This is a genomic window from Sphingobacterium siyangense (assembly GCF_007830445.1).
Taxonomy (GTDB): Bacteria; Bacteroidota; Bacteroidia; order Sphingobacteriales; family Sphingobacteriaceae; genus Sphingobacterium; species Sphingobacterium siyangense.
In genome coordinates, this window is the sequence record NZ_VLKR01000019.1 from 74619 (window position 1) to 98774 (window position 24156).

Consider the following 24156-nt stretch of genomic DNA (forward strand, 5'->3'; position numbering starts at 1 on the left):
TTAACGCCATGATTAAAATCTTATTAGACTATAAATGGTGTTTTATTTGGGCCATAATAGTTATTATTTTATGCACACTTCCGGGCAACGATTTTGATGCAGTTCCCGCCTATCCAGGTATGGACAAATTAGTCCATTGCGGTATGTTTTTTGTTTTCTGTACGTTGCTTTACAATGGTGTTATCCAGCAATTCAGCGGTAAACCAACCCGCTGGCTTCCGATTTTTATCGTATCTATCCTCGGATTTTTATTCGCTGGCCTGACAGAATTACTTCAGCTTTATATTTTTACTTATCGGAGCGGTGATTGGTGGGATTTATTTGCCGACAGCATCGGAATAGGGATGGCCGGGTTTGCCTATCTACTAAACTATGTCAACCGAAGGTCGTAAATACCGGGTTGAGTTCGTTTTGACGATTTCGTTATCATTGAGTGCTTTACCAGATCTATATATTGGGTCTATATATTAGCTACTTAAATTATAGGAACTCGCATCAAATTATCGGAACGCGTTCTTCCGGGTTGCGAATTTTATTATTTTTAAATGAGCCTATACGCTATGGGTTAGATTGGGCCTAGGCCCTTGCTAAAGTCGCAATAGATACCCGACAGTCAGCAGCATCTAAGAGTGCTAATGCCGCGGAAACAATCGTAGCGCCTGTTGTTAACACATCGTCCACCAATAGAATGTGTACATTGGCCGGCAACCCAGTGGCCTGACAATCGAAAATATCACTTACATTTTCGTAACGGTCGAGTCGCCCCTTACCTGTTTGGCTAATTGTCGCTTTCTTTCTTACCAAAATATCTTCACGCAATGGGATTTCCATCGCTCTGGACAAACCTCTTCCAAAGTAAGTGGATTGATTATAGCCTCTTTTTCGGAGTTTACTCTTGTGTAATGGCACAGGAACAATACAATCGATATTCTGATAGGCCTTTGCTTCTATTAATTTTAAGCCGTATAGATAACCAAAATATTCCGCAAGAAAAGGTTGATTATTGTATTTAATCTGATAAATGAGGTGCTCTACACGGCTATCCTTTTGCATGAACAAAAAAGAACAGGCCTCTTCCACTGGAGCTTTCCCCCAAAGCTGTCTTGCGGTATCGTTATCTGAATATTCGTGAAAATTAGTATAAGGCAAATGGAAATCGCATGCTACACAAATAAACTTTTCCTGATATTTTAGCACACAGCCGCAACAGCCACATTCTCTTGGAAAAAAGATGGATACAAAATCGCTAAAAAGCTTATTTAATTCGGATTTCATCTGGTAAATTCCCCTATTAAAGATAGGAACTATCCTTCAGATTATGCCTCGGCTTCCTCCTTTTTCTCGTCCTTGATTGCTAATTGTCCACAGGCGGCATCGATATCTTTACCACGGCTACGTCTCACATTCGTGATGATACCTTGACTTTTTAGATAATTTGCAAATACCTCGATTTTATCCGCTTCAGCATTTAAGAAATCGGCCAGTGCTATAGGATTATACTCAATCAGGTTGACCTTACAAGGAACGTGTTTACAGAACTTAGCAAGTTCTTTTGCATCCTCCAATTCGTCATTGAAATTGTTAAAGACAATATATTCAAATGTAATTGGACTTTTTGTCTTCGCATAAAAATATTTTAGGGCTTCTGCCAGAGCTTTTAGTGAGTTCTGCTCATTGATCGGCATAATTTCATTTCGCTTTTTATCATTTGCGGCGTGCAAAGAAAGTGCTAGATTAAAACGTACCTGGTCATCACCCAATTTTTTAATCATTTTTGCGATACCCGCAGTGGAAACAGTGATCCGCTTAGCAGCCATATTTAATCCGTCGGGGGCCGTAATGCGTTCAACCGACTTCATCATATTGGCATAGTTCAACAAAGGCTCACCCATCCCCATATAAACGATATTTGTCAGTGGCTGCCCGTAGTTCTCTTCGGCTTGCTTGCTGATCAGAACGACTTGATCATAAATCTCATCGGCATTGAGGTTCCTCTTACGGTCCATATAGCCTGTTGCACAGAACTTACAGGTCAAGCTACAGCCCACCTGTGAGCTGACACAGGCTGTCATTCGTTCCGGAGCGGGTATCAACACCCCTTCAATGATATTGTTATCATACAGCCAAAAACTACTTTTAATTGTTTTATCCGAGCTGATCTGAGATTCTTTAACTGTTACTGCATTGATCGTAAAATTCGCTTTCAGCTTCTCACGAAGGGACTTACTCAAATTACTCATCTGATCAAAATCTACACAAGATTTTACCCAAAGCCATTCATAAATCTGCTTCGCACGAAAGCCCTGCTCCCCCAACGCTGTAAGTTGATCTTTGATCTGATCCAAAGACAAACTCCTGATATCTATTATTTTACTTTTTTCAATCACGGTACAAAGATAAGAATAAATAAGTGACAAAAAATCCCGTTCTAAGAAATAGAACGGGACAACTGTTATGTATGTGTTTTAAAATAGGTAGGAGCGCGGTCCGATTAGCCATGAATGGCTTCTTTATTTCCGTACGACTGAATCAGCTTCCCTTCAAATTCCAACCACTCCTTCCAACGCTTTTCTACATCGACGTCTACGGTATATTTGCGTGCAAAATTTAAAAATGTTGTATAATGATTTGCCTCAGACACCATTAAATCATGGTAAAACTTCGCAAGATCTTTATCTTGAATATTTTGCGAGAGCACTCTAAAACGTTCGCAGCTTCGGGCTTCAATCATTGCCGCGAATAATAAACGGTCAATAAAAGCCATATTTCTACTACCATCTTTTTTAGAGAATTTCATCAATTGGCCAACATAATCATCTTTTCTTTCACGTCCCAAGGTATAGCCACGTTCTTTGATGATATCAATAACCATCTTAAAATGCTCCATTTCTTCGATAGCAATTGCTGTCAGTTCATGCACTAAATCTTCGTATTCTGAGTTGTTTGTGATTAATGATATTGCATTTGAAGCAGCCTTTTGCTCACACCAGGCATGATCAGTCAAAATTTCTTCTAAATTTCCTTCTGCGATGTTTGCCCATCGCGGATCTGTCAACAACTTTAATCCAAGCATCTTACTCTCTAAAATGATTTACGCCACAAAGGTAGCGAATATCTCAGCGTTAAAAAAATGATAATCGCTCTTTAGGCATCTTTATGAAGAGCCTTTCGAATTTCAGGCGCTATTTTTTCGCCAAAAATCTCTATAGAACGCAGCATCTCTTTATGCCCAGGAGCGCCCACATCCATGTGTGCAGAGAAACGTGTCAATCCGAATTTTTCCTGTATTTGCAAAATTTTATCTACAGCATAATTAGCATCCCCAACAATGAGGTGCCCCCTTGAAGATCTTCCAAAGTCATATTGTGTACGTTGGTATGGTGGCCAACCCCGACTTGCTCCGATACGGTCCATCTGTGCCGAATAAATCGGATAGTAATAATCCGCTACCTGAGTGTTGTTGTCGCCAAAGAACGCATGCATGTGCACCCCAACCTGGAAATTAGCCATATCATGTCCATTATCCTCATATGCTTGACGATACATTTCAAATAAATGATCGAAGCTTTCATACATGCCGCCGATGATAGCAAACATAACCGGTAAACCAAGTTTTCCTGCACGGATAACAGAAGATGTTGTACCACCTACAGCAACCCAGATCGGCAGTGATCCATTTTTAGGCCGAGGAAATACTTCTTGATTGATTAATGGTGCTCTAAAATTTCCTCGCCAAGTAATTGGATTTTGCTTGTTCAATCGTAGCAAAAGCTCCAGTTTCTCTTCAAATAATTCGGAATAATCTTTCAGATCATAACCAAATAAAGGGAAGGATTCAATGAAGGATCCTCTTCCAGCCATCAGCTCAGCACGTCCATCGGATAAAAGATCGACTGCCGCGAAATCCTGAAATAATTTAACAGGATCCGCAGAACTCAATACCGAAACTGCACTCCCCAATTTAATATTTTTGGTAACTGTAGAAGCAGCAGCCAAGACAATTTCGGGTGCTGCAACCGCATAATCTGCCCGGTGATGTTCCCCGATTCCAAAGAAATCCAATCCTACTTGATCCATAAGCTTGATCTCCTCAATAATTTCTTTCATTCTATCTTGCGCTGCCTGGATCTGACCTGTAACAGGATCTATCCTCGAGTCACCAAACATTCCTATTCCTAATTCCATAATTGTCTATTTAAATTCTAAATCAAAATTAAGACCTTCTTCATTTAATTAAATTGATGTAGGACAAGAAATCCGAATAGCTTCAGAGCATTCATCGATTTTGACAAGGTAAAAGGCCTATCACTACTGTACAACCACCTTAAGAGAAAGCTAGCAGACAATAACACCGCTCAGTTAAAAGAGAGCGACCGTATTCTTCGCTACCTGGTCTGCATTTCCACTAAAATGATGGCCCCCGGAGAGGTATTTTTTTGTAAAATTCTTAAGCGTTATTTTTTGCACAGGAAAATCGGCCTCATCGTCACCGAGAATGATGCCCGTTTTGACTCCATCCATGCGATTTATTTCCGAGACGACATCAAGGCTTCGCTTTATATTACTTCGTCCTAGAATATCGGCTATATGGATCTCCAGATCTGTAGATACAGAAGGCTCTAAAAGAACAACGCTCTTTACGTTCTTCTTAACGACAGGGTCCAAACGATTAACAATAAAAGGGACCGCATCTGCTCCAAATGAATATCCAACAATGAAAAGACGCATATTCTGCCGTGAGGATAGCAAAGTCTTCAAGGTATTAGAAATATCTTCTGCTATCTCTTTCGGGCTTTTCTTCTTCCAGAAATAATTTTTTGAATCAAGAGCTGCAACAGTATATCCTGCTCCAGCAATCAGCTCACAGAGCTTATTTGAGAACGAATTGAATCCTCCATCTCCACTCAGATAGAGAACCAGGGGTACTACAGCTTTATTATTCCAATATTTCATGTCAATCAAACGTTGTTGAGCAAAAGCATGAAATGCTATGCTACCAATTATAAATAAAGTGGCTATTTTTTTCATCTGTATGAGATTTACATGAAGCTATTCATTCGGTTTCATCACTTTGACCAGTGCTATAGGAAGTTGTAAGAGATCAAAATCGTTATCAAATATAAGGTATTTATTTTCCCAAAATGTCGCATACTTCTCTTTAAAATCACGCAGACTATGGTAATGTTTAAAGTTTCCCAATCGTGTTGAGGCAAACTTCATAATCTTTTCAGCGGGACTATCTGTCGCTCCCAAGCCCGTCATTGGCACCATGCCCAAATTTAGATAGACATACTTTTTGGCTTTAGCATATGCAATAAGCTCAACAATCAATGCATCCATACTCCCACCTGGGGCGTCAAGCGACTTTCGGATCATATCATAAGTGCACTCATCTTTAGCATAATCGGGAATAATATTCAGAAAGGCGACAATATTATTTTGCTCATTTTTCAATACAATAATATCTTGCATAATAAGCTCATTTTCATCAAACATCCCTTGCGAAAAAACCATTTCCTTTTTATCAAATTCTTTCAACCATTCATTGGAAATCAATCTTAGCTCGTCTATAATTGCTTTTTCCTGCGGTGCTTTCAACACCTCCGTTGTAAAACCCTTTTTTTGAATTGCATTAAGTCCATTACGTAATGACTTACGGTCTTTTCCTTCTAGCTTGAATGTTTCCAATTCTAATACAGCCTCCTGTCCAATGGTGATTTTCTGCTTACGAAGAGATGAAAAATGAACCAAGCTATTTTCATCAACACGGTAATAAATGGCCTTTAAACCATTCGCATAACAATATTGATCAAATTCCTGAACCAGCTCTTCCTTATCCCCCTGCTCACAGACAGGTTCATCCAATACAATAGCAAATTCATTCGCCAAGCGATAAGCGGTAAATCCCTCCGAGACTTCTGAGAAGAACAGACTCTTATCTTTTCCCAATTTAAAGAAGTCCATCGGAGACTGTCCAAACTCAATTAGTAATTGTTCTGCATGCTCCATTTCGGAGCTACTCGAATCTTCGTCATCAATCAGCCGAGGACGCGCAAGTGCATAGATCAATAAGAACCAACAAAATAGTCCCAAAACTTGAGTGATGCGCAAAAATTCTTGACCAAAAGCTGTTTGTGGCATCAATTCATCATCTGCAAACAACAGAAAACTCCGTGCCGTATGATATATTGATTGTCCCCATGTAAAGTCTAGCCCGAAATGTTGCTTATCAATGAAGTAAAAACTCAACACATCAAACAGGCATATCGCTATCAGAGCGACAAAAAATGTGATAAACCCAATTCTTACCCAACGAATATTACTCTTGATGCGATATTGTTTATAGCTCATTGCCAATAAAATCAACGTCAACAAAGCAACCGATGCCTCTTCATAGTCCAATGCCTTAAACACATGTCCAAACAGCGACAAAGCACTAAACACCACGGCGATCCAGAACGCAATACGGAAACCTTTAATCAAGTAGGCTGAAGTTACCAATAGTCCTAAGCCCAAAACCAATACCATAAATTTAGAAGCATGAATTGCTTCCAGCGGTAAATAAAAACGATCAAGTTTCATACGATCAGCCAAAGGAGGTGTCAATACGGAAACAAGATTTACCACACCTAAGAAAAATATAAGCAACGCCGGTCCAATACGTGCCAGCAATTGCTTACCACGCCATGCAAAGGCAAGGATTCCCAAGAGTAATGGAAGCCAAAATTCGAATGCCCGATAGAGAATTGTAATGCCCAATCCTTCTGCCTGCGAGTAGCCGTACGCTTTAAAAATATACAGCATGGTCAGCTCTACAGCCCCAAGGCCCCGTAGAAAAGGAGAAACAATCATCAATACGACCGAAACAGTATAGGCAATAGCCGCAGCCTCGAAGGAGTGTTCCAAACCAAGAGCATACATACTTACAAAAGCATGGGCAATACCGCAACATTCGACGACCATGGACGCCAACATGGTACCCAACAAATATTTTAGCTTGACTTCCCCTGAAAATATTTCATCGATGTTAGAGGCTACAGCAGGAAACTTTAATTCGACCCAGCGATAAATGCCTTTGTGTGTTCGAAAAGACCAGACCAGCCAAAATACGACAGCCAGGAGCAGTCCCAAAACCACCAATGAGATCCAGGCGTCACCAAAATTTTTATTATGCCAGATCGTATACAATATAACAGGTACACCAATCATAAACACCGTCAGTAGTCCGACATAGCCATACAGCGCCCCTGCTTGGTGAATTTGAGTCGTATTCAAATTTCTTTTCCGCAACTCCGTTGTTGTATATGCCAAAGAACTAATCCCACCTGCAGGAAGAAACACACTGAGTAAATTTCTCTTCAGGAAAAGATCAATGGCGATTCTCAGATTAATAGAAAGACCGATCGCTTTAAAACTCTGCACATACATCAATCCCTGAAGCACAATATAGACGATGGTAATTCCAACTCCAACTGAAACCCAGGTTAGGTTGGCCGTGCGCAACTGCGGAATAATTGCGGCAAGCTCTTTCCGCTCATTTCTAAAAAATACGAAGGCCAATAAGATAACCAAAACAGCTATTAATTCCTTCCAATAGGTCTTTGGCGAAAAATGTCGAATCCGTTGAGCAATAGTTTTGGCCATATGATCGTTTAATGATGAATAACCTTTAAATATATTATAAACACTAAAATAAAGCTAATCGTTTGAAAATGACTAATTGTTAATTTTTCGTCAATTCTTTTCACATTAATCAGTAATTTTCCTGCATGAAAGAGAAAAAGGTTTTGTTCATCGGACTTGTGTGGCCAGAGCCAACATCTTCAGCGGCGGGTTTTCGCATGATGCAATTAATTGAAACGTTCACTACCCGCTCTTATCACATTACATTTGCTTCGGCTGCTGCGAAGTCACCTTATAGTGCCCCTTTGCAGTCTCTCGGGATACATGAACAAGCAATCGTGCTCAATAGCGATAGCTTTGACGATTTCATTACTCAACTACAACCCGATATTGTTGTTTTTGATCGTTTTATGGTGGAGGAGCAATATGGTTGGCGCGTTGCCCAGCAATGCCCTAACGCACTTCGCGTACTCGACACGGAAGACTTGCATTTTTTACGCCAGGCGAGACAGGCGTCCGTCAAAAATAAAGGTGATTTCTCCTTTCAAGAGTTATTTACGGACACCGCTAAACGTGAAATTGCCTCTATTCTGCGAAGTGACCTCTCCTTGATTATCTCCGAATCCGAAATGAAGATTCTTATCGAAGAATTTCGAATTTCACCCGACATCCTCTATTACCTCCCTTTCCTGGAAAATGAGATCAGTTCTACTGAAATTAATCAATGGAAGCCCTTTGAAGAGCGTAAGAACTTATTATTTATCGGAAATTTTATCCATGAGCCGAACTGGCATACGGTTCAATATCTAAAAACACAAATCTGGCCCCAATTACGGAAGATGCTTCCCAAAGTAGAATTGCACATTTATGGTGCCTACGCAACCCAAAAAGTACTCCAGTTAAACAACTCTAAAGAGAATTTCCTGATCAAGGGACGGGCGGAATCTGCTCGCCTTACCATGGAAAACTACCGTGTACTGGTCGCTCCAATTCAATTTGGTGCCGGCGTAAAAGGAAAGTTTATCGACGCCATGCAAACCGGCACACCATCTGTCACCACGACAGTTGGAGCAGAAGCCATGAAGGGTAATTTGGACTGGAATGGTTTTATCGAAGACGATCACGAAACTTTCTGCCGAAAGACTGTCGAGCTTTACGAAAACGAAGATCTTTGGAAAACGGCCCAAGAACATGGTATCCGTATTATCAACGAACGTTATGAAAAACGAAAGTATCAGGCCGACTTTATGACGAATCTATCTTTGTTAAAAGCGCAGATTGACAGGCACCGCCAACAAAACTTTATTAGTCAGATATTGTTGCACCACACGATGCAAAGCACAAAATATATGTCTTTATGGATTGAGGAAAAAAATAAATAGATTTTAGTTGACGTTACGCCACCAAGGCGCGTATACTGTATCTAATCTATTAAAATGGATCATTTCCCCTATTTTTGGCGTAAGGAGAGTGATCTGTTCTTCGTTCGCTGTCTCGTAAAATTTCTCCATTGGCTCTTTCCAGTCGTGCATAGCCAACGCGAACTTAGAAGAATGAACGGGCAAAATAGCTTGAGCTTTCAGATCCTTCGTTTCAGCAGCCCATTCGTCAGGTAAGGAATGGATATAATGCCAGGCATCGTTATATTGGCCATTTTCCAAGATTGCTAAATCAAATGGACCGAATTGGTCACCTATCTTTTTGAAGTGCTTACCATATCCGCTGTCTCCACCCAAGAAAATAGTGTACTGGGAAGTTTTTAACACAAAGGATGTCCACAAGGTATTATTCCGTGTAAATCTTCGTCCCGAAAAGTGCCTTGCGGGAGTGAAGGTTACCTGAAAATCGGGCGCCAGTTTTATCTGGTCGTACCAATCACCCTCGATGATCTGGTCGGCCTTATATCCCCAAGATTCAAAATGCGCCCCCACGCCAAGACCACAAATCACCTGACCGACTTTATCCCTCAATTTCACAACAGTCTCATAGTCCAGATGATCGTAATGATCATGAGAGATAAACAAATAGTCAATTTTCGGAAAAACCATCGTCGCATAGTCGACAGACATCTTAAATGCTTTATTGCTACCTGGGATAGGAGAAGCATTTTGGCTGAACACCGGATCAACCAATATTAATTTCCCGTCTAACTTCATCAGGTAGGAGGAGTGACCAAACCAAATCAGAGCGTCATCTGCGGGAAGATGTGCTAAATCGCATTCTATAGCAGGCAATACGTTGATTGGTTTCAAGTGGGGATTTTTGTTGAAAAGGAAATCCCACAGCAAAGAGGCCATATTCACATCGCCTTTCAACGATGGCGTTACTTCGAGATTATGAAAAATACCATTTTTAAAATTTGGTGACTGTTTCATCCGTTCCAGTCGAGCTCCTTTGAAACTTCCACCAAACATTGGATGAACAAAATAATAGAGTACTCCACTGATAAAAACAATCAATAGAGCCCCTAAAATAATCCATCCCGTATTCCGCATCAGAAATTATTCTTCCACATCATGGATTCCACCGGACGGATGGTCTTGCCATTGTATTTTGCGTTACCTTTGGTATTATAAAATGTTTCGATATCGCCTTCTACAGCAAAATAGATCAATTGTCCAATAGGCATTCCCGCGTAAACCCGAACAGGTTGGGCAACCGAAATTTCCAAGGTCCAGGTATTACAGAAACCGACGTCACCCTTTCCTGCAGTTGCATGGATATCTATCCCTAAGCGACCAGTACTCGATTTGCCCTCTAAAAAAGGAACATGCTTATGCGTCTCGGTGTATTCTTGCGTAACGCCTAAATAAAGGGTATTGGGTTCCAATACAAAACCTTCTTCCGGGATTTCAAAATGCTGAATTTCATTGTGTTTCTTGGCATCAAGTACACGGTCTGCATACGTTGCCAAATATTTACCCAAATGCACATCGTAGGAATTTGTTCCCAAACATTTACGATCAAATGGTTGAATGACAATACTGCCATTTTCAATCTCTTCGAGAATTCTTTTATCAGATAAAATCATGTGTATCAAAATAGCAAAAGCGTCAGGCAATGCTATACAAATTCAAAAATACAGTTCTCCCACTAATTTTACTTCATTTTTCAAAACAAAAATCTGCGATTTGTTTTTTAAATTTGGGTATGAGTCTAGTGTATCTACGTGAAATTGATAATCAAACCAAATTTGCAATTTGGCGAATTGAGGAATCGGACGACGATTTGCTGTCGAAACTTCAATTGGATGAACGTGAAAAAGCAAAATTGGGGTCCTTCAATAAAGGGAAAAGACGGTTACATTGGCTTGCCACACGTGTTCTCCTGCGAACCCTATTGAACACATCCCGCTATATCGAATGTCCTTCGGATGCAAATGGAAAGCCTTATCTCGCTAATTTTCCCCAAAAAATATCACTTTCACACTCATTTGATTACGCTGCAGCAATGATCAGTACAAAAGGTGAAGTTGGTATCGACATGGAAATCATCAAAACAAAAGTAGAGCGCATCCAACATAAGTTTCTAAAACCTGCGGAGCTTGCATTCATCGCGCAGGATGATAGCCGCTATGAGCAGCTTTATGCTTGCTGGTGCGCCAAAGAAGCAATTTATAAACTTCAAGGCAATGCAGGGGTTTCCTTCTTGAACAACATGACCATACAACCATTCGAATACCAAACGCAAGGCATATTAAAACTTGAACTCGACAGCGATCAAAACAAGCATATTTATGATGTACATTACGAGAAGTTCAATGAATATATGCTCGCTTACGCTGTAGAATAGGTCCTTTAAAAAAATAATTTTTCTCAATTTCAATGAATTAGCACACAGACAGCACTTTTTTTTTGTACTTTTTGAAAAAGCTTCTATATTTGCATCATCGAAAACGATATGGCCCGTTCGTCTAGGGGTTAGGACGCAAGATTTTCATTCTTGAAACAGGGGTTCGATTCCCCTACGGGCTACAAAAAGCGACTTCAAAAGAGTCGCTTTTTTAGTTTTTATCTAAGTGCCCAATACCAAATTCAGGAAACAGGCCAACAGATTTTTAAAGGGGCTTTCAATAAAATTTAATTCTTTAAAATTTTCGCTTTTTCCGCGTCAAATTCCTCCTGGTTTATAATTCCCGCGTCCAACAGATCTTTTAAATCAAATAGAGCCTTTTTCTTCATTCCCATATCCACGTTTGATAAGGGTTCAGTGAACACTTTTTTCTCTGGAAGGCCGGGCTCACCTTTTAGGGGATCGGTCTGTGCGCCGGCATCAATCAATAATGCCGTTATTTCATTAAATCCTTGCATATTGGAATAATCTATTGCTTTTTGTTCCAATACATTCGTTATATCTGTAACGGAGCCATTAGATAAGAGATACCGCAACACATCCTTTTTACCATAGGCAGCAGCATAATGAAGCGCAGTATTGCCGGTAGCATCCTGTTTATCAATTGTTGCACCACTGTCTAAAAGTTGTTTGACCAAAGACAGATAACCCATTTTTGTAGCTGTATGCAGTAATGTTTCTCCTGCATAATGAGGTTCAAAACCAAGAATAAAGATACGCCCCCCTGTCCGTTCGATCAACCTTTCCAAATATTTACCGTCCTTTCCATCAAATGAGTCTACAGGACGTGCATAATCCGCAGAGAGGCCTCTTTCTAAAAATAAAGCGAGAAGCTCTTTTTGATTGCTATTACAAACATACCACACAGGAGAAATTCCCTCGGCAGATTCAGCAAAAATATCGCTCCCTTGCTCCAGTAACTTCTGAGCAAGAATACGGTTTCCGTTTTTTACTGCGAGCAGCAAGGGACCTTCACTTAAGTCATTCAGGATATTGACAGATGCACCATTATCCAACAACATATTGACAATAGGAACGGAGCCCTGTACCACCGCCAAATTTAAGGCCGTATTGCCCTCCTTGTCAGAGATATCTACACGAGCACCATTTTCAATAAGCAGCTGTACCACTGGCGGGTATTTTGCCTGCACAGCCAATAGTAATGGTGATTCAGCACTATTGTTCAATACGTTTACGTCTAATCCCTGTGCAATCAGTTTTTCAGCCATTTCCTGTTGCCCTGTTCGAGCTGTAATATGGAGCAAGCTATTTCCCAAAAAGTCGTTGATCAGAATATTAGCATTATTTTCCAATAAATAGACTGCTGTTTGTTTTTGCTTTTGTAACAGGGCAAAATATAAGGGGGTTTCCCCCCGATGATCCTCGTAGTCCACTGTGGCTCCAGCCTCAACCAGCTTTCTCACCAAATCCAAATAACCTCGATGCGCCGCATAATGCAATGCTGTCCGTCCCATTTCATCAGTGTAAGATACATCAACTTGATTTTTCTCCAATAATATTTCCGCTATTTTACGTTTTCCGCTTTCACACGCTATTATAAATGACTGAGACATAACAATTTTTTCTGCTTTTTTATTGTTTTAATAACCATTCGACTGTCTTTACCTTTATATTATCCTCCATAGCATAATCGACAGCTTTTTTATCCATTATATTTTCCAATTGAGGATCGATTCCTTCACCGACAAGATATTTTACTTTTTTATAAAGGTCTCGGGCTCTATTTTCATCGTAATTGAGGTTTACTTGACAAATTTTATGCAATAGTGTATTACCCTCGTTATCCGCATAACTGAGGTCTAGATATCCTTTGTCCATAATTTCCTGTACAACTAGGACTGATTTTTCTGCTAGCCAATCTACGCCTGTTTTTTCTTTCTGATACCAAAGTGATGCAGCTGTCAAATCTGCCCCATGTTCCAAAAGTAAGATCAGCACACTCAGATTAGTCTCGCTATCCGTATGCATCATGCGAAGGAATGCATTGAGTAGGTTTTCTCCTTGTTTATTGACGCTATGAAAATCTGGACTTCCATAATTGAGAAGGGGAACGAGCAGATCTGGATTAAAATGCCTTACTGCTGCATAATAAAATGAACTTTCGCCATGCCAATCCTTTAGCCCTGGATCTGCTCCCGCATTGAGTAATTTAATCACAACATCAGTTTTCAATGTATCAACAGCCATGTGCAGGGCTGTTTTTTGTTCAACATTGCCGATATTCGGGTCTAAACCTTCAACCAACAGCCAGTCTACGAGCTCGCTAATACGTTCATTGGACTGCATACGTAGACTACAAACTTTAAAAAGCAACGTTTGTCCATACTGATCCATCCGCTGCAGGTCGGCACCTGCCTCAAAAATAAGTTTTAAGAAAGAAATAGCCACATTTTCCTGTAATGCATATTCAAATAGAGTAATACCACCTACTTCTTCGTTGATATCATCTATCTGTGCTAAATAGCCTTTCATCCAAATTAAATGGACTTTAAGCTGCACTTCGGATGCAATCTGAGGTTTGAATAGCGTATTAATCACGGATGTGCTAAAACGATCATAATCGTATAGATCAGTTGAGATTAGTCCTTTTTTTACAAAATGGTCCAAGACTCCGTAATGCTGGGCTCTAATCAATTGGCTAACTAAACTATTCAATTCGTAATCGTGAAAGTCAACTCTACTATTTGCTGCTGCAACAATCCGTTCCATCTCCGCGATTTCACCTTTACGTGAAAATTCAGCAAGCGTCCTTAATTCATTATTTGTCATTTTTTACTTCTGTTAGTCTAAAGAAAAGAAATCCGCATGATTAAATTGAAAACGATTTAACTAGAAAAATAGTATAACAGGCACTTGATAGTAACAACAGAATCACCATAAGCCTTTAAACTGCAGGAATATAAAAAAGTTACTCCGGAAAATGGAGTGGCCTTCAACTATATCAGATTGAAAGTTAGTCTATAATTGATTTATGCCAAAGGTCTGTAACAGGATGTATCCTGTCACAGACCTTTGGCATATAATTCTGCAATAGCGGATGAAGTTGAACGATTAGCCTTAGGCTGATGCGTTAAATTTTTCCAAAGCGATCTTCTAACTAATAGATCGCCTTGGGTTCGGATTTTTCTTGCGCTTCTTTGTAGCGCAACACCTGCGATAGAATCGCTGGATTTTCGATCACTTTAGGCCTAAACTTTGTACTGTTCATATACGTTAAGATGGAGCTCAACAGCTGTCTTGCCACGGGTCTGTTGGCTAGATCCGCCTCCAGATCAAACGAAGCGATCATCAGCTTGCCTGATCCTACCGTCCCTTCAAAAAGAGATGCTAATCTTCTATTATTGGCAAAGTTATCAATGAGCTCTACAACTGCATGTCCACCTTTGACCTGATCCGTAATCATCGTAGTCGATTTAATTTGGAGATCCCACCATTGCCAATCTGTATGATTATCTGTTGGGAAATCGGCAAATACAGGATGTTTAGGGTCACAAAGCAAGCCCATTGTACCGGCCTGTTTTGGAAAATGTACCGGGCTCCAAAAAACAGGAACGAACTTCCCTTCAATACCGTTTATTTTCTTCCAATCGGGATTTAAAAGTACTTTTTTCCCTTCTTTCAGCAAGCGCATTGCTTCCCCCAATTCGCGCGTATAGCTGACTTCCCCAAAATTAACGGCTACCTTTTGAGGATACACCCAAATATTCCAATGGTTTTCGTACGAAGTACCCTCAAGTTTAAGTTGAATCGTCAATTTCTTCGCCTGTCTAATTGTTTGTAATGGTACTTCTAAATGCCCCACATTGCCTTGATGTCCCTTTCCAATGGTTGACTGAAAATGTCCCTGTGCGATTATTTTTCCTGCATCTTTCAGGAACCAACTAATCCCCTGATCCTTCAAAATCTCCTGTCCATAATTACTCACATCTATAGAAGCTTTGAACGTTTCATCGTTGGTATATACAGCTTTCGCAAACTGGAGCAAAGGCACTACTGGAGCGCTAAATTGTCGAAATTCTGCCGCTGAGAGAATATGTTTGCTGTCCCAAAAAGCATCTAATAAGCCTACCAATGCCGTTCCCTGACCAGGGAAATCGTGAAGATCAAGGAGCTGATAACCACTGATACCCGGTGTCTTCAACGCTCTTTCCATCTCCTCTTTGTACAGCATAGCTGCCAATTTTCCTGAGGACATCGTATATGCGCTGGCCTTATGTAATAATCCTTTTTGTTTTAGATCTTCTGCTACAGAAATGAAGTTTAGCGGTTTTAAAACACCTTTATATTTTTTGATTTCGGCGAGATTGGGATAGACAGCATATTGTCCAATTTCATGCGTCACGACCGGAATCGAAATTCCTTCCAAAGAATTGCTGTAATTTTTATTGAATGTGGGTACTTCGCTATTAAATACACCTTGTCCCCGTACCCAGCCCTTAGCTGTCCACTGGGTAATCAGATAATCATCATAAGGTTCTTCCTTCACACCATGCCCTTGCTGGAATGTAAAAGAAGTTGCCGTATAAAGATGCCGTCTGTCTTTCTGCTTTAGGTGTTTTACCAAAGTATTCAGCGCATTGAAATCACCACTCAACTCATTACCCATACTCCAAAAACAAAAGGACGGATGATTTCCGTAAGTCTGCATTATTCGATCGGCCTCTTCATAGAGAAAATTCATCACTCCTTCATCTTTACCAATATTATTCTCCCAAATTGGCAACTCAATTTGAAGATAGAATCCCAATTCGTCGGCAACAGCAAAGGCCGCCTCCGGAGGACACCATGAATGAAACCGGAGATGATTTAGCCCCCATTCGCGCGCTGTCAGAAAGACTTTCCGCCAACCGGCCTTATCCATTGGTGGATGTCCCGTTAACGGGAAAATACTGCATTCCAATGTTCCTCTCAAAAACAAAGGCTCGCCATTGACTTTTAGGATAGTCCCATCAGTAGAAAGCTCACGCATACCTATTGAGGTATGCAACGTTGATACGGCATCTGCGGCTTTCAATTCCAGACCGATGTCGTACAAATGCGGTGAAAATTCGCTCCAAAGTTTCAGTTTGTCACCAAGAAGGTAGTTTAGGTTTATCGTTGAATCCCCTTGCGAGAGCTGAAAGGTTTTTTCAACTGGAGGCAGGGAACCCCTATTGTCTTTTACCGCTATTTTCAGTTTACCGACAACGCCCTTTGCTAGTTTATTACGGAGATTGATCTGCAGATTGATTTCCTTCTTCGCTAGATTAGGACTCGCATACACAGACTTCAGACGTACCGCATCGTAGGCCTGAATAGCAATCTTTCCAAGCATGCCATTCCAAATAATTTGGGTGTGATCGGTATAAGCATGCGCCATATCATCAACGCTAATTGGAAGCTTCTTCCTGTTATCTATGCGGATTGTCAACCGATGCTTCTTTCCTGTTTTCAGTAGGGAACTTAAGTCAAACTCATGCGGACTGACAAGGCTACGTTGCTTTTGTACTACTGCTATCCCGTCGATCCAAACCATAGACTCCCAAAGAACACGCTCGAGGGTTAAGATCATCTCCTTACCTGCCCAACCTGCCGGGATTGAAAGTTCCCGTGTATACCATGCTGCCCCCACATAACGATGTGCTCGCGTTAGATGCGAAAGCTGAGGTTTGGCAAGAGCAGGTGTCAACGTATTTACGGTTCCTAAACTCGCATCATCAGTTGTTCCTGGTAATCTGATCGATGTTTCGAACGATTTACCAGCCCAACCATGCTCGATACCGACATCTTCGGGATCAAGCCGAACTTTCCACTCTCCTGCAAGATCAAGGCGATTTAGTCCATCTGCCCAGACCGTATAACTTTGAAATAGAACGACGAATACAATGATATAGCGATACATACTGAATTAACTCTTTAAAGAAGTTTCACCTAAGAAAGAACACATAATAGCCTGGCTCCCTTGGTGATTGGGATCCAACTGCTGGACTTGTGCTAAATAATGCATTGCCAAAGCACGATCTCCATTCCCCAAATACCCCAATCCCATGACATACAAACAATGTATTTTATTCTTATGATCCAGATCTTCCTCCCAAATATCCATATCAGGCAAGGAAACTGCAAAATAATCTATTTTAAAGGGCTTGTCAATAAATAACTTTCCATGATCTATTAAACATTGAAAACGTTGTTCAGCTCGCACTGGATCACCAAGCTCATGCCAAGCTAAACCTTGATAAAATATCTTATCTGGTTGTGGATCATTATAGAAAAGGGCCTGCTGGGGTTCATCAACACCTTCTGTTGCTTTATGGAAATAAACTTCAGCTTCTTCGTCCATACCCAATAAACGATAGACGAGTCCTTTATAATAGTGAACATCGTTTTCTTCCATTGTAATCAGCTTACCTTCACCAAGGTTATGTGGATAATAATCAAGCGCCTTTAGCAAGGAAAGCGCCTGTTGCAGTTCATTTTGCAGTATCGATTTTTTGGCCAATTCGAGCTGACATATCGTGTATTGACGAGAGACCTTACCTTCCCCTCCTTCCCAGGGCTTAAACTGCCGGGAAGCAAGCAACGTTTTCGCGCTCTCATATTCACCCAAGAGATTAAATAGGGTGATCCGCTCCAAGAATAGATCATCTCTAAGCGTCACCAAATCCGGATATCGATCGAGCAGGGCCAACCTTTCTTTGTAAGAGCGTCCCTCCTTCTTGTAGAGCTGATGAAGCTCCATGAGTAAACGTGCATCAGTTTCATCCAATGAAAATGCGCTCTCCAATAGGGGCAAGGCTTCTTTCTTCTTGTCTATACGATTATAATAAGCTAAGGCCAAATTACGATAAACGGTAGGAAACTGTCCATCCAATTTGATAGCATGCTCCCAACAGTCAACAGCATCCTGATGCTGCCTTTTACCATACCAAAGATTGCCCAAATAATACGAGGCCTTTGCGTCAGCACTATTTAAAACTATGGCATGTCGGAGAATTGCAATCTCTTCCAAACGATTTGGAAAACAATAAGTCGGATCCATAACGACGGCTTGATCACAATACGTTTTCGCCTTGTCATGCAAGCCGAGATGAGTCGCGAAATAACCGAGTGTATAATATACCATAGGGTAAACTAAGGTTACGTCTTCAATGGTTTTTTCCAGGAGTAAAGATGCTTCTTCATATAGACCAGCATGAGCAAAATCCAATGCATACTCCATCACGCTATGAATATTAACCTGCGCTAAATCGAGAATAGGAGAAAATATCGATTCTTCTTGTGTTAACAGGTACCATTCGAATCGACATCCCATATTAAACGGATCCAATTCCATTGATTCTTGAGTACATGCCAAAGCGGCATCTTTTGCCCCGAGTTTTTTTAAAATAGAGGCCTTCAGCTGCCTTCCTTTATGGTGATACCAGTTTCTGCTCAATGAGTGATCTATTTTTTCCAAAGCAGCATTCCAATTGCCTCTCTTCGCATCAATTTGTGCCAAGCCAAAATAGCCAGAATCCTTCCATGCGGCATTCCATGTTGCTTTGTAGAAAGCTGCATAAGCTCCATTCAGATCCCCAGATAGTTGCAGAGCTACACCAAGGTTGTAATAAGGTTCTCCATCATAAGGATTGGGATTACGCTCCGTAGCGCGAGCGACAGCGGTCTCAAAATAAGTAATAGACTCCTCTATCTTACCGTTCCGCAACAAAAAAGCGCCCATTGCATTATTACATCTGATGTCGTTCGGTTCACGTCGCAGAGCCTCCTTATAATAGTCCAATGGATTGTAAGTTGCATGTCGGTACTGCTCCAGATGCTGTCCTGTCAAAAACAATTCTTCGATAGAACAAATGTCTTCGGGCAGCAATGCTGCCTGTGCCGGTTTGGGTATATCTTCAGCATTCTTCGCCTGTTCTTGCTGGTAGACCAATATTTCATGGTTATTTTTATCATACACAGTCAATATGAGTTCGGTTGTTAGACTGTCCAATCCAGCAACACTTTGGGTATAAATATTCCGAGGAGAACAAGTCACTTGTTCGTCCAAATAGATTTTACCGGTTGTATTACGTAACAAAACACGTATATTTTCATACCTCCCTGTTGTATACAAGACAATGTGAGCAGTCTGCTCCCTAACCTCCATATTGAGCACCGCATCTTTTGTTGCATTTTTCACCTGTCCGACTTCTGCGTAAGGCATAAAATACTGAGACCAGGATTTCACTTCATAGGGTTGTAACCAAGCAAAATCAGGCTGATTATCTGTATATACACCAGCCATCAATTCAATATATGGCCCATTTTCATCTGTCAGGTTTCTATCCCAAGCGACACCAAAGTCACCATTTCCCCAGGTCCACTGTTTTTTCCCCGGTGAAATGTGATGGTCGGCCACATGTAACATCCCCGCATTGGTAGCACCGGCCTCATAGCCGCCAACGAAGTTGTATTTCGATTGAATGGCCATATAGGACGTCGGAACAGGAATATTCTTGTATTGTGCAATATCAACACCCGCCGAGTAATCGTACTTATAATAGGTCCCTGTAGCAATCGGGAAAGAAGAAACCTCTCGTTTTCCATGATCAAAAACGGCATTGACATCGGGAGGGAATACGGAATAATAATCGTCATTCACAACAACAGCGTGATTGGCCCACCACAGAAAAGTTTGTGGCAATGCTGTCCGATTATATACTTGAACCTTGATTTCTAAATACGCTTTGTCGGGATGCAAAGTAAATCCCTGCATGGCCTTCATCCGAAACATACGCTCGATTTCGTTGCACCAAACCGTAATACTTCCATCACTGTTGTGTTCAATTAGATGCTCTGTGGGCATAAATGTAGTCGGTCTATGATGCTGGGGCCAATTAAATTCAATCCCTCCGGAAATCCAAGGACCAGTGAGCCCAACCAAAGCGGGCTTGATAACTTCATTATAGTAAACGAAATGTCGTTCTCTAACTTTATCATAAGCCATATGAACCCGTCCACCTAAAGCTGGAAGAATCATCACCTTGATATATTCATTTTCAAGAAATAGCGCTTGATAGATCTTGTTTCGCTTTTGATCGCTAATTTTCTCTATGATCGGATAGGGATATACTACTCCCGAGCTACCTTGGTATACGCGCTTTTCGGCAAATATGGGATTCTTCTCCATCGTCCCAATCTCGTATGTCGGAATCGCAACCTGCTCCTCCCATGCTTTTACGATCCCTTTCTGGTCAACTGTTGATTTTATGAGGTAACGCGTCAATTCTGTCATTTTCTTAATACGCTAATAGGTTTATATAGGTCGAGTTGATTATCCTAGTGCCAATTATCCTTCCAGTTCTTGTTCAATTTCTTCTAAGCTTTTTCCTTTGGTCTCTTTCAGTCGGCTCCATAGAAACAGATAACCGATAAAACAGACTCCACCATACAGCCAGAATGTACCAGCTGCGCCCATATTTTGATTCAGTAAAGGAAAAGTATAAGTGAGCACAAAACATGCAATCCATAGTAATGATGTCGCGATCGCCATCGCCTGCGCCCTTGCAGCGGTAGGAAATATTTCGGCAATGATTACCCAAGTAACAGGTGCCAAAGTCATCGCATACACCGCAATTCCGGCTAACACAAGGAGAAGCACGAAAATGCCACTGCAATTGAAATAATAACAAGCCCCTAGGGCAATATAAATCACAAAAAGCCCTGCTGATCCGAAGAGCATCAATGCACGGCGACCAATTCGATCGACCAGATACATGCCGATGAATGTAAAAATTACATTGATCACTCCAGTGATAATAATATTGAAAAGCATCCCCGAAACTGTATATCCGGCAGCCGTAAAAATTTCTTGGGCATAATTAAAAATAACATTAATCCCACACCACTGCTGAAAGACCGCAATAAAACTCCCGAGCAACAACAACCGAAGCAACTTGCCCTGAAATAAATTTCTTTTTCGGGCTTTACCCTGATTTAGTTCAGCCGCCTCGGCAATAGATTGAATGTTTTCTGCTGCATATTCATCTCCACCCATGCGTAAAAACACACGCTTTGCCTGTTCGTGCTTCCCTTTCGAATACAACCAACGGGGGCTTTCGGGAATCAGGAAAAGCAGCACCAAAAAAACGACTGCTGGGATCGCTCCTGCCCAAAACATCCATCTCCAACCCTCTTGCCCATTCCAGGTTTCTAGAATAGATTCTCCAGCTAAAACCGGCTTAGCAATAAGCCAATTGACCACTTGCGCTGCAAGTATGCCCAGTACAATGGTTAATTGATTGACAGATACAAATTTTCCCCGACTTTCTGCAGGGGCGATTTCCGCGATATACATCGGAGCCAATTGGAGGCTACACCAATACCTATCCCGCCCAAAATCCGATAAATAATAAAGGTGTCAAGTTCGGACGCCATGCCGGTTCCCAATGCAGAAATTATAAATAAAATTGCGGCTGTATAAATCAGTGGTTTTCGACCATAGCGATCTGCCAATCCTCCCGAGAGCAGTACACCAACAAAGCTTCCCACAATCGCCGAAGACATGGCCCATCCTTGCAATGCGGGATCGGATTCCAAATGAAAATAAGCCTCATAAAATGGTTTTGCACCTCCAATAACTACCCAATCATATCCAAATAGAAATCCACCAATAGCAGCCACAAAAGTGATCAATAGCAGATAGGTCGTCGCAGTCTTTTGCATAAGAGTTTACATATTTAGATTTACTTAGGTAAAAGTAATGGATTACTTGGGGAGAATCATGTAAGTGAACACGATAAACATGTAAAATATTACTATTTTTATAAGGATAACCAAAAACAAGCTCGATTTATGAAACAAAACCAAGATGTCATCGCTGAAGGATTCAAAGGAGAAAAGGCAATTGTCCTTCCCTATGCCGTATGCAACTACCAGGCAGACAATAACATCACAACGAAATTACACATCACACATATCGGCTATTATCCCAATGCAAAAAAACACTACCGTGATCGTCAAGAAGGATGCAAGGAATATATTCTGATTTATTGCGAAAAAGGAAGTGGCTGGATAAAACAGGATGACACAACGCATAACCTTAAAAGAAACGATGTATTTATTATACCGAGAGATAGTGCACATTGCTATGGCGCAAAATCAAATGATCCCTGGAGCATCTATTGGATTCATTTCGCCGGGACAGATGCGGCTCTTTTTAAACATATCATGGGCCAAGTGATTCATATCGTTGATGCGGATTCAAACAAACATGCCAACCGCATCCAGCTCTTCGAGAGCATCTACAAAAATCTGGAAATGGGGTACAGCCCAGAAAATTTGGAGTATACGAGTTTTTGCTTTCAATATTTTTTAGCTTCCATTCAATATCAGGCGCAGTTTAGAGAAAGTAACCGAATTCAAGTAGATAATATTATACAGGACATCATCATATTTATGAAAGACAATCTGGAGAACAATATCAATCTGGATGATATTTCAGCACGTTTCAGCTATTCCAAATCACATCTTATTAACTTGTTCAAGCAGAAAACATCTTACCCGCCCATGGTATATTACAATCAACTCCGTATGCAAAGAGCTTGCTCTTATCTGCAATTTACACTACTTAAAATTAAAGAAATCGCATTCAAACTCCATTTTTATGACCCCTTTCATTTTTCAAAAGCGTTTACACGAGAAATGAAAATGTCGCCACAAGAATATCGAAAAAAATATCAAAAATAATGTCAGTTAAACCTTTCAGATCCATAAGCCATCTAGACCAGTTACCTCTAAACGATTGGTTATAAACGATGGCTCTCCATTCGAACATCTTTTCTTGGCACTATCTCATCTCTTCATCGACACATGCCAATACACAGGGTATAAAGTTCAGTGAAGTACCGCTACATTATTCAAAATTGGGTGTCCTTTTCGCTAAAAATGCTGAAACACCTTCTTTGAAATCGTCTGTTCCGAACAGATGTCCAAAGGCATCCATTTCCACCTTATTCCCATTCTGTTGTTTATCTTCAGCGGCGTTAATGGCTGCAATAGCATTTGCCACCGCAACACGCGAGCGGGTAAATATCTTTTGCAGTATTTCCTCCGCTCGGGCAATTAGTTTATCCTGTGCGATCACCTCATTGACCAGTCCTAGTTCATAAGCTCGCTGCGCATCAATCATATCGCCAGTTAAAATCATTTGCATAGCCTGTCCTTTTCCGATCAATTTGGGCAAACGCTGTGTACCTCCGTAACCGGGAATCAGGCCCAAAGAAACCTCCGGAAGTCCCATTTTGGCATTTTCAGAAGCGATGCGAATATGGCAAGCTAAAGCCATCTCGAGTCCTCCGCCCAAAGCATATCCATTTATAGCAGCAATAACTGGCTTCGGAGAAGCTTCGATAAGATCCGTAAAAATAATATGTCCTCTTTCACTAAGCCATCGCGCCTGAATTACAGACAGATCCATAAATTCCTTGATATCCGCGCCGGCTGCAAATGCTTTATGTCCAGCGCCGGTCAGGATAATACCCCTTACATGATCATCGGAATTGAAATGTTTGAAGATATCTTGCAATTCATCAAGTGTTTCCTGATTTAGGGCATTCAGTTGCGGTTCGCGATTAATGATAACATAGCCAATACTATCTTTAATGGCATACTTTAAATTTGAATATTGAACCATAATTG

At 40.9% G+C, this 24156-nt stretch carries 17 protein-coding genes, 1 tRNA gene and 1 pseudogene; 5 read left to right on the forward strand and 14 right to left on the reverse strand.

Annotation, left to right across the window (positions count from 1 at the left end):
- Positions 1–8: 8 nt before the first annotated feature.
- A complete protein-coding gene (locus tag IQ31_RS16965; protein ID WP_244294516.1) occupies positions 9–392 on the forward strand; it encodes a VanZ family protein in 384 nt (127 codons plus the stop codon).
- 184 nt (positions 393–576) lie between these two features.
- Here IQ31_RS16965 and IQ31_RS16970 read toward each other — a convergent pair whose 3' ends face one another.
- From IQ31_RS16970 to IQ31_RS16995, 6 genes are all read right to left on the reverse strand, one after another.
- Positions 577–1275 (reverse strand): ComF family protein, encoded by a 699-nt coding sequence (locus tag IQ31_RS16970; protein ID WP_145328793.1) that lies wholly within the window; start codon positions 1273–1275, stop codon positions 577–579.
- Between the two features lie 41 nt (positions 1276–1316).
- The gene (gene rlmN / locus IQ31_RS16975) at positions 1317–2417 is read right to left on the reverse strand and encodes a dual-specificity RNA methyltransferase RlmN (RefSeq protein WP_376747253.1); all 1101 of its coding nucleotides are present in this window, start codon (positions 2415–2417) and stop codon (positions 1317–1319) included.
- A 74-nt stretch (positions 2418–2491) separates the two neighbouring features.
- A complete protein-coding gene (locus tag IQ31_RS16980) occupies positions 2492–3073 on the reverse strand; it encodes a MiaE family protein (RefSeq protein ID WP_070561487.1) in 582 nt (193 codons plus the stop codon).
- A 71-nt stretch (positions 3074–3144) separates the two neighbouring features.
- Positions 3145–4185 (reverse strand): Atu2307/SP_0267 family LLM class monooxygenase, encoded by a 1041-nt coding sequence (locus IQ31_RS16985; RefSeq protein WP_145328795.1) that lies wholly within the window; start codon positions 4183–4185, stop codon positions 3145–3147.
- Between the two features lie 174 nt (positions 4186–4359).
- A complete protein-coding gene (locus IQ31_RS16990; RefSeq protein ID WP_145328797.1) occupies positions 4360–5028 on the reverse strand; it encodes an AcvB/VirJ family lysyl-phosphatidylglycerol hydrolase in 669 nt (222 codons plus the stop codon).
- Between the two features lie 21 nt (positions 5029–5049).
- The gene (locus IQ31_RS16995; RefSeq protein ID WP_070561493.1) at positions 5050–7644 is read right to left on the reverse strand and encodes a phosphatidylglycerol lysyltransferase domain-containing protein; all 2595 of its coding nucleotides are present in this window, start codon (positions 7642–7644) and stop codon (positions 5050–5052) included.
- A gap of 125 nt (positions 7645–7769) precedes the next feature.
- Here IQ31_RS16995 and IQ31_RS17000 point away from each other — a divergent pair, with 125 nt between their 5' ends.
- Positions 7770–9005, forward strand: coding sequence for a glycosyltransferase (locus IQ31_RS17000; RefSeq protein ID WP_145328799.1), 1236 nt, complete (start codon positions 7770–7772; stop codon positions 9003–9005).
- 3 nt (positions 9006–9008) lie between these two features.
- Here the strand turns inward: IQ31_RS17000 and IQ31_RS17005 are convergent, their stop codons facing one another.
- Both IQ31_RS17005 and dcd read right to left on the reverse strand, forming a co-directional pair.
- Positions 9009–10118 (reverse strand): MBL fold metallo-hydrolase, encoded by a 1110-nt coding sequence (locus IQ31_RS17005; protein ID WP_208734289.1) that lies wholly within the window; start codon positions 10116–10118, stop codon positions 9009–9011.
- A complete protein-coding gene (gene dcd / locus IQ31_RS17010; protein WP_046673098.1) occupies positions 10118–10654 on the reverse strand; it encodes a dCTP deaminase in 537 nt (178 codons plus the stop codon). The genes IQ31_RS17005 and dcd overlap by 1 nt, the downstream gene beginning before the upstream one ends.
- 119 nt (positions 10655–10773) lie before the next feature.
- Between dcd and IQ31_RS17015 the strand changes: the two genes are divergently transcribed.
- Entirely contained in the window at positions 10774–11415 is a 642-nt protein-coding gene (locus IQ31_RS17015; protein WP_070561499.1) for a 4'-phosphopantetheinyl transferase family protein, read from the forward strand.
- A gap of 110 nt (positions 11416–11525) precedes the next feature.
- Positions 11526–11597: transfer RNA gene (locus tag IQ31_RS17020), tRNA-Glu, on the forward strand.
- Between the two features lie 105 nt (positions 11598–11702).
- On the opposite strand, the gene IQ31_RS17025 is transcribed toward IQ31_RS17020, so the two are convergent.
- The 5 genes and pseudogenes from IQ31_RS17025 to IQ31_RS17045 form a co-directional block, all read right to left on the reverse strand.
- Positions 11703–13049, reverse strand: coding sequence for an ankyrin repeat domain-containing protein (locus IQ31_RS17025; protein WP_145328801.1), 1347 nt, complete (start codon positions 13047–13049; stop codon positions 11703–11705).
- 19 nt (positions 13050–13068) lie between these two features.
- Positions 13069–14265 carry an ankyrin repeat domain-containing protein gene (locus IQ31_RS17030; RefSeq protein WP_145328803.1) on the reverse strand — a complete coding sequence of 399 codons (1197 nt, stop codon included), beginning with the start codon at positions 14263–14265 and terminating at the stop codon, positions 13069–13071.
- A gap of 328 nt (positions 14266–14593) precedes the next feature.
- Complete coding sequence (locus tag IQ31_RS17035) at positions 14594–17377, reverse strand: sugar-binding domain-containing protein (protein ID WP_145328805.1); 2784 nt, start codon at positions 17375–17377, stop codon at positions 14594–14596.
- 6 nt (positions 17378–17383) lie between these two features.
- Positions 17384–20752, reverse strand: coding sequence for a DUF5107 domain-containing protein (locus tag IQ31_RS17040; RefSeq protein WP_145328807.1), 3369 nt, complete (start codon positions 20750–20752; stop codon positions 17384–17386).
- Positions 20753–20806: 54 nt separating this feature from the next.
- Positions 20807–22122 (reverse strand): annotated as a pseudogene (locus tag IQ31_RS17045) (sugar porter family MFS transporter); the annotation flags it as partial.
- 189 nt (positions 22123–22311) lie between these two features.
- Between IQ31_RS17045 and IQ31_RS17050 the strand changes: the two are divergent.
- Positions 22312–23205, forward strand: a complete 894-nt coding sequence (locus tag IQ31_RS17050) for an AraC family transcriptional regulator (protein WP_145328809.1) — start codon at positions 22312–22314, stop codon at positions 23203–23205.
- Between the two features lie 166 nt (positions 23206–23371).
- Here the strand turns inward: IQ31_RS17050 and IQ31_RS17055 are convergent, their stop codons facing one another.
- A complete protein-coding gene (locus IQ31_RS17055; RefSeq protein ID WP_120335206.1) occupies positions 23372–24151 on the reverse strand; it encodes an enoyl-CoA hydratase/isomerase family protein in 780 nt (259 codons plus the stop codon).
- Positions 24152–24156 lie beyond the last annotated feature (5 nt).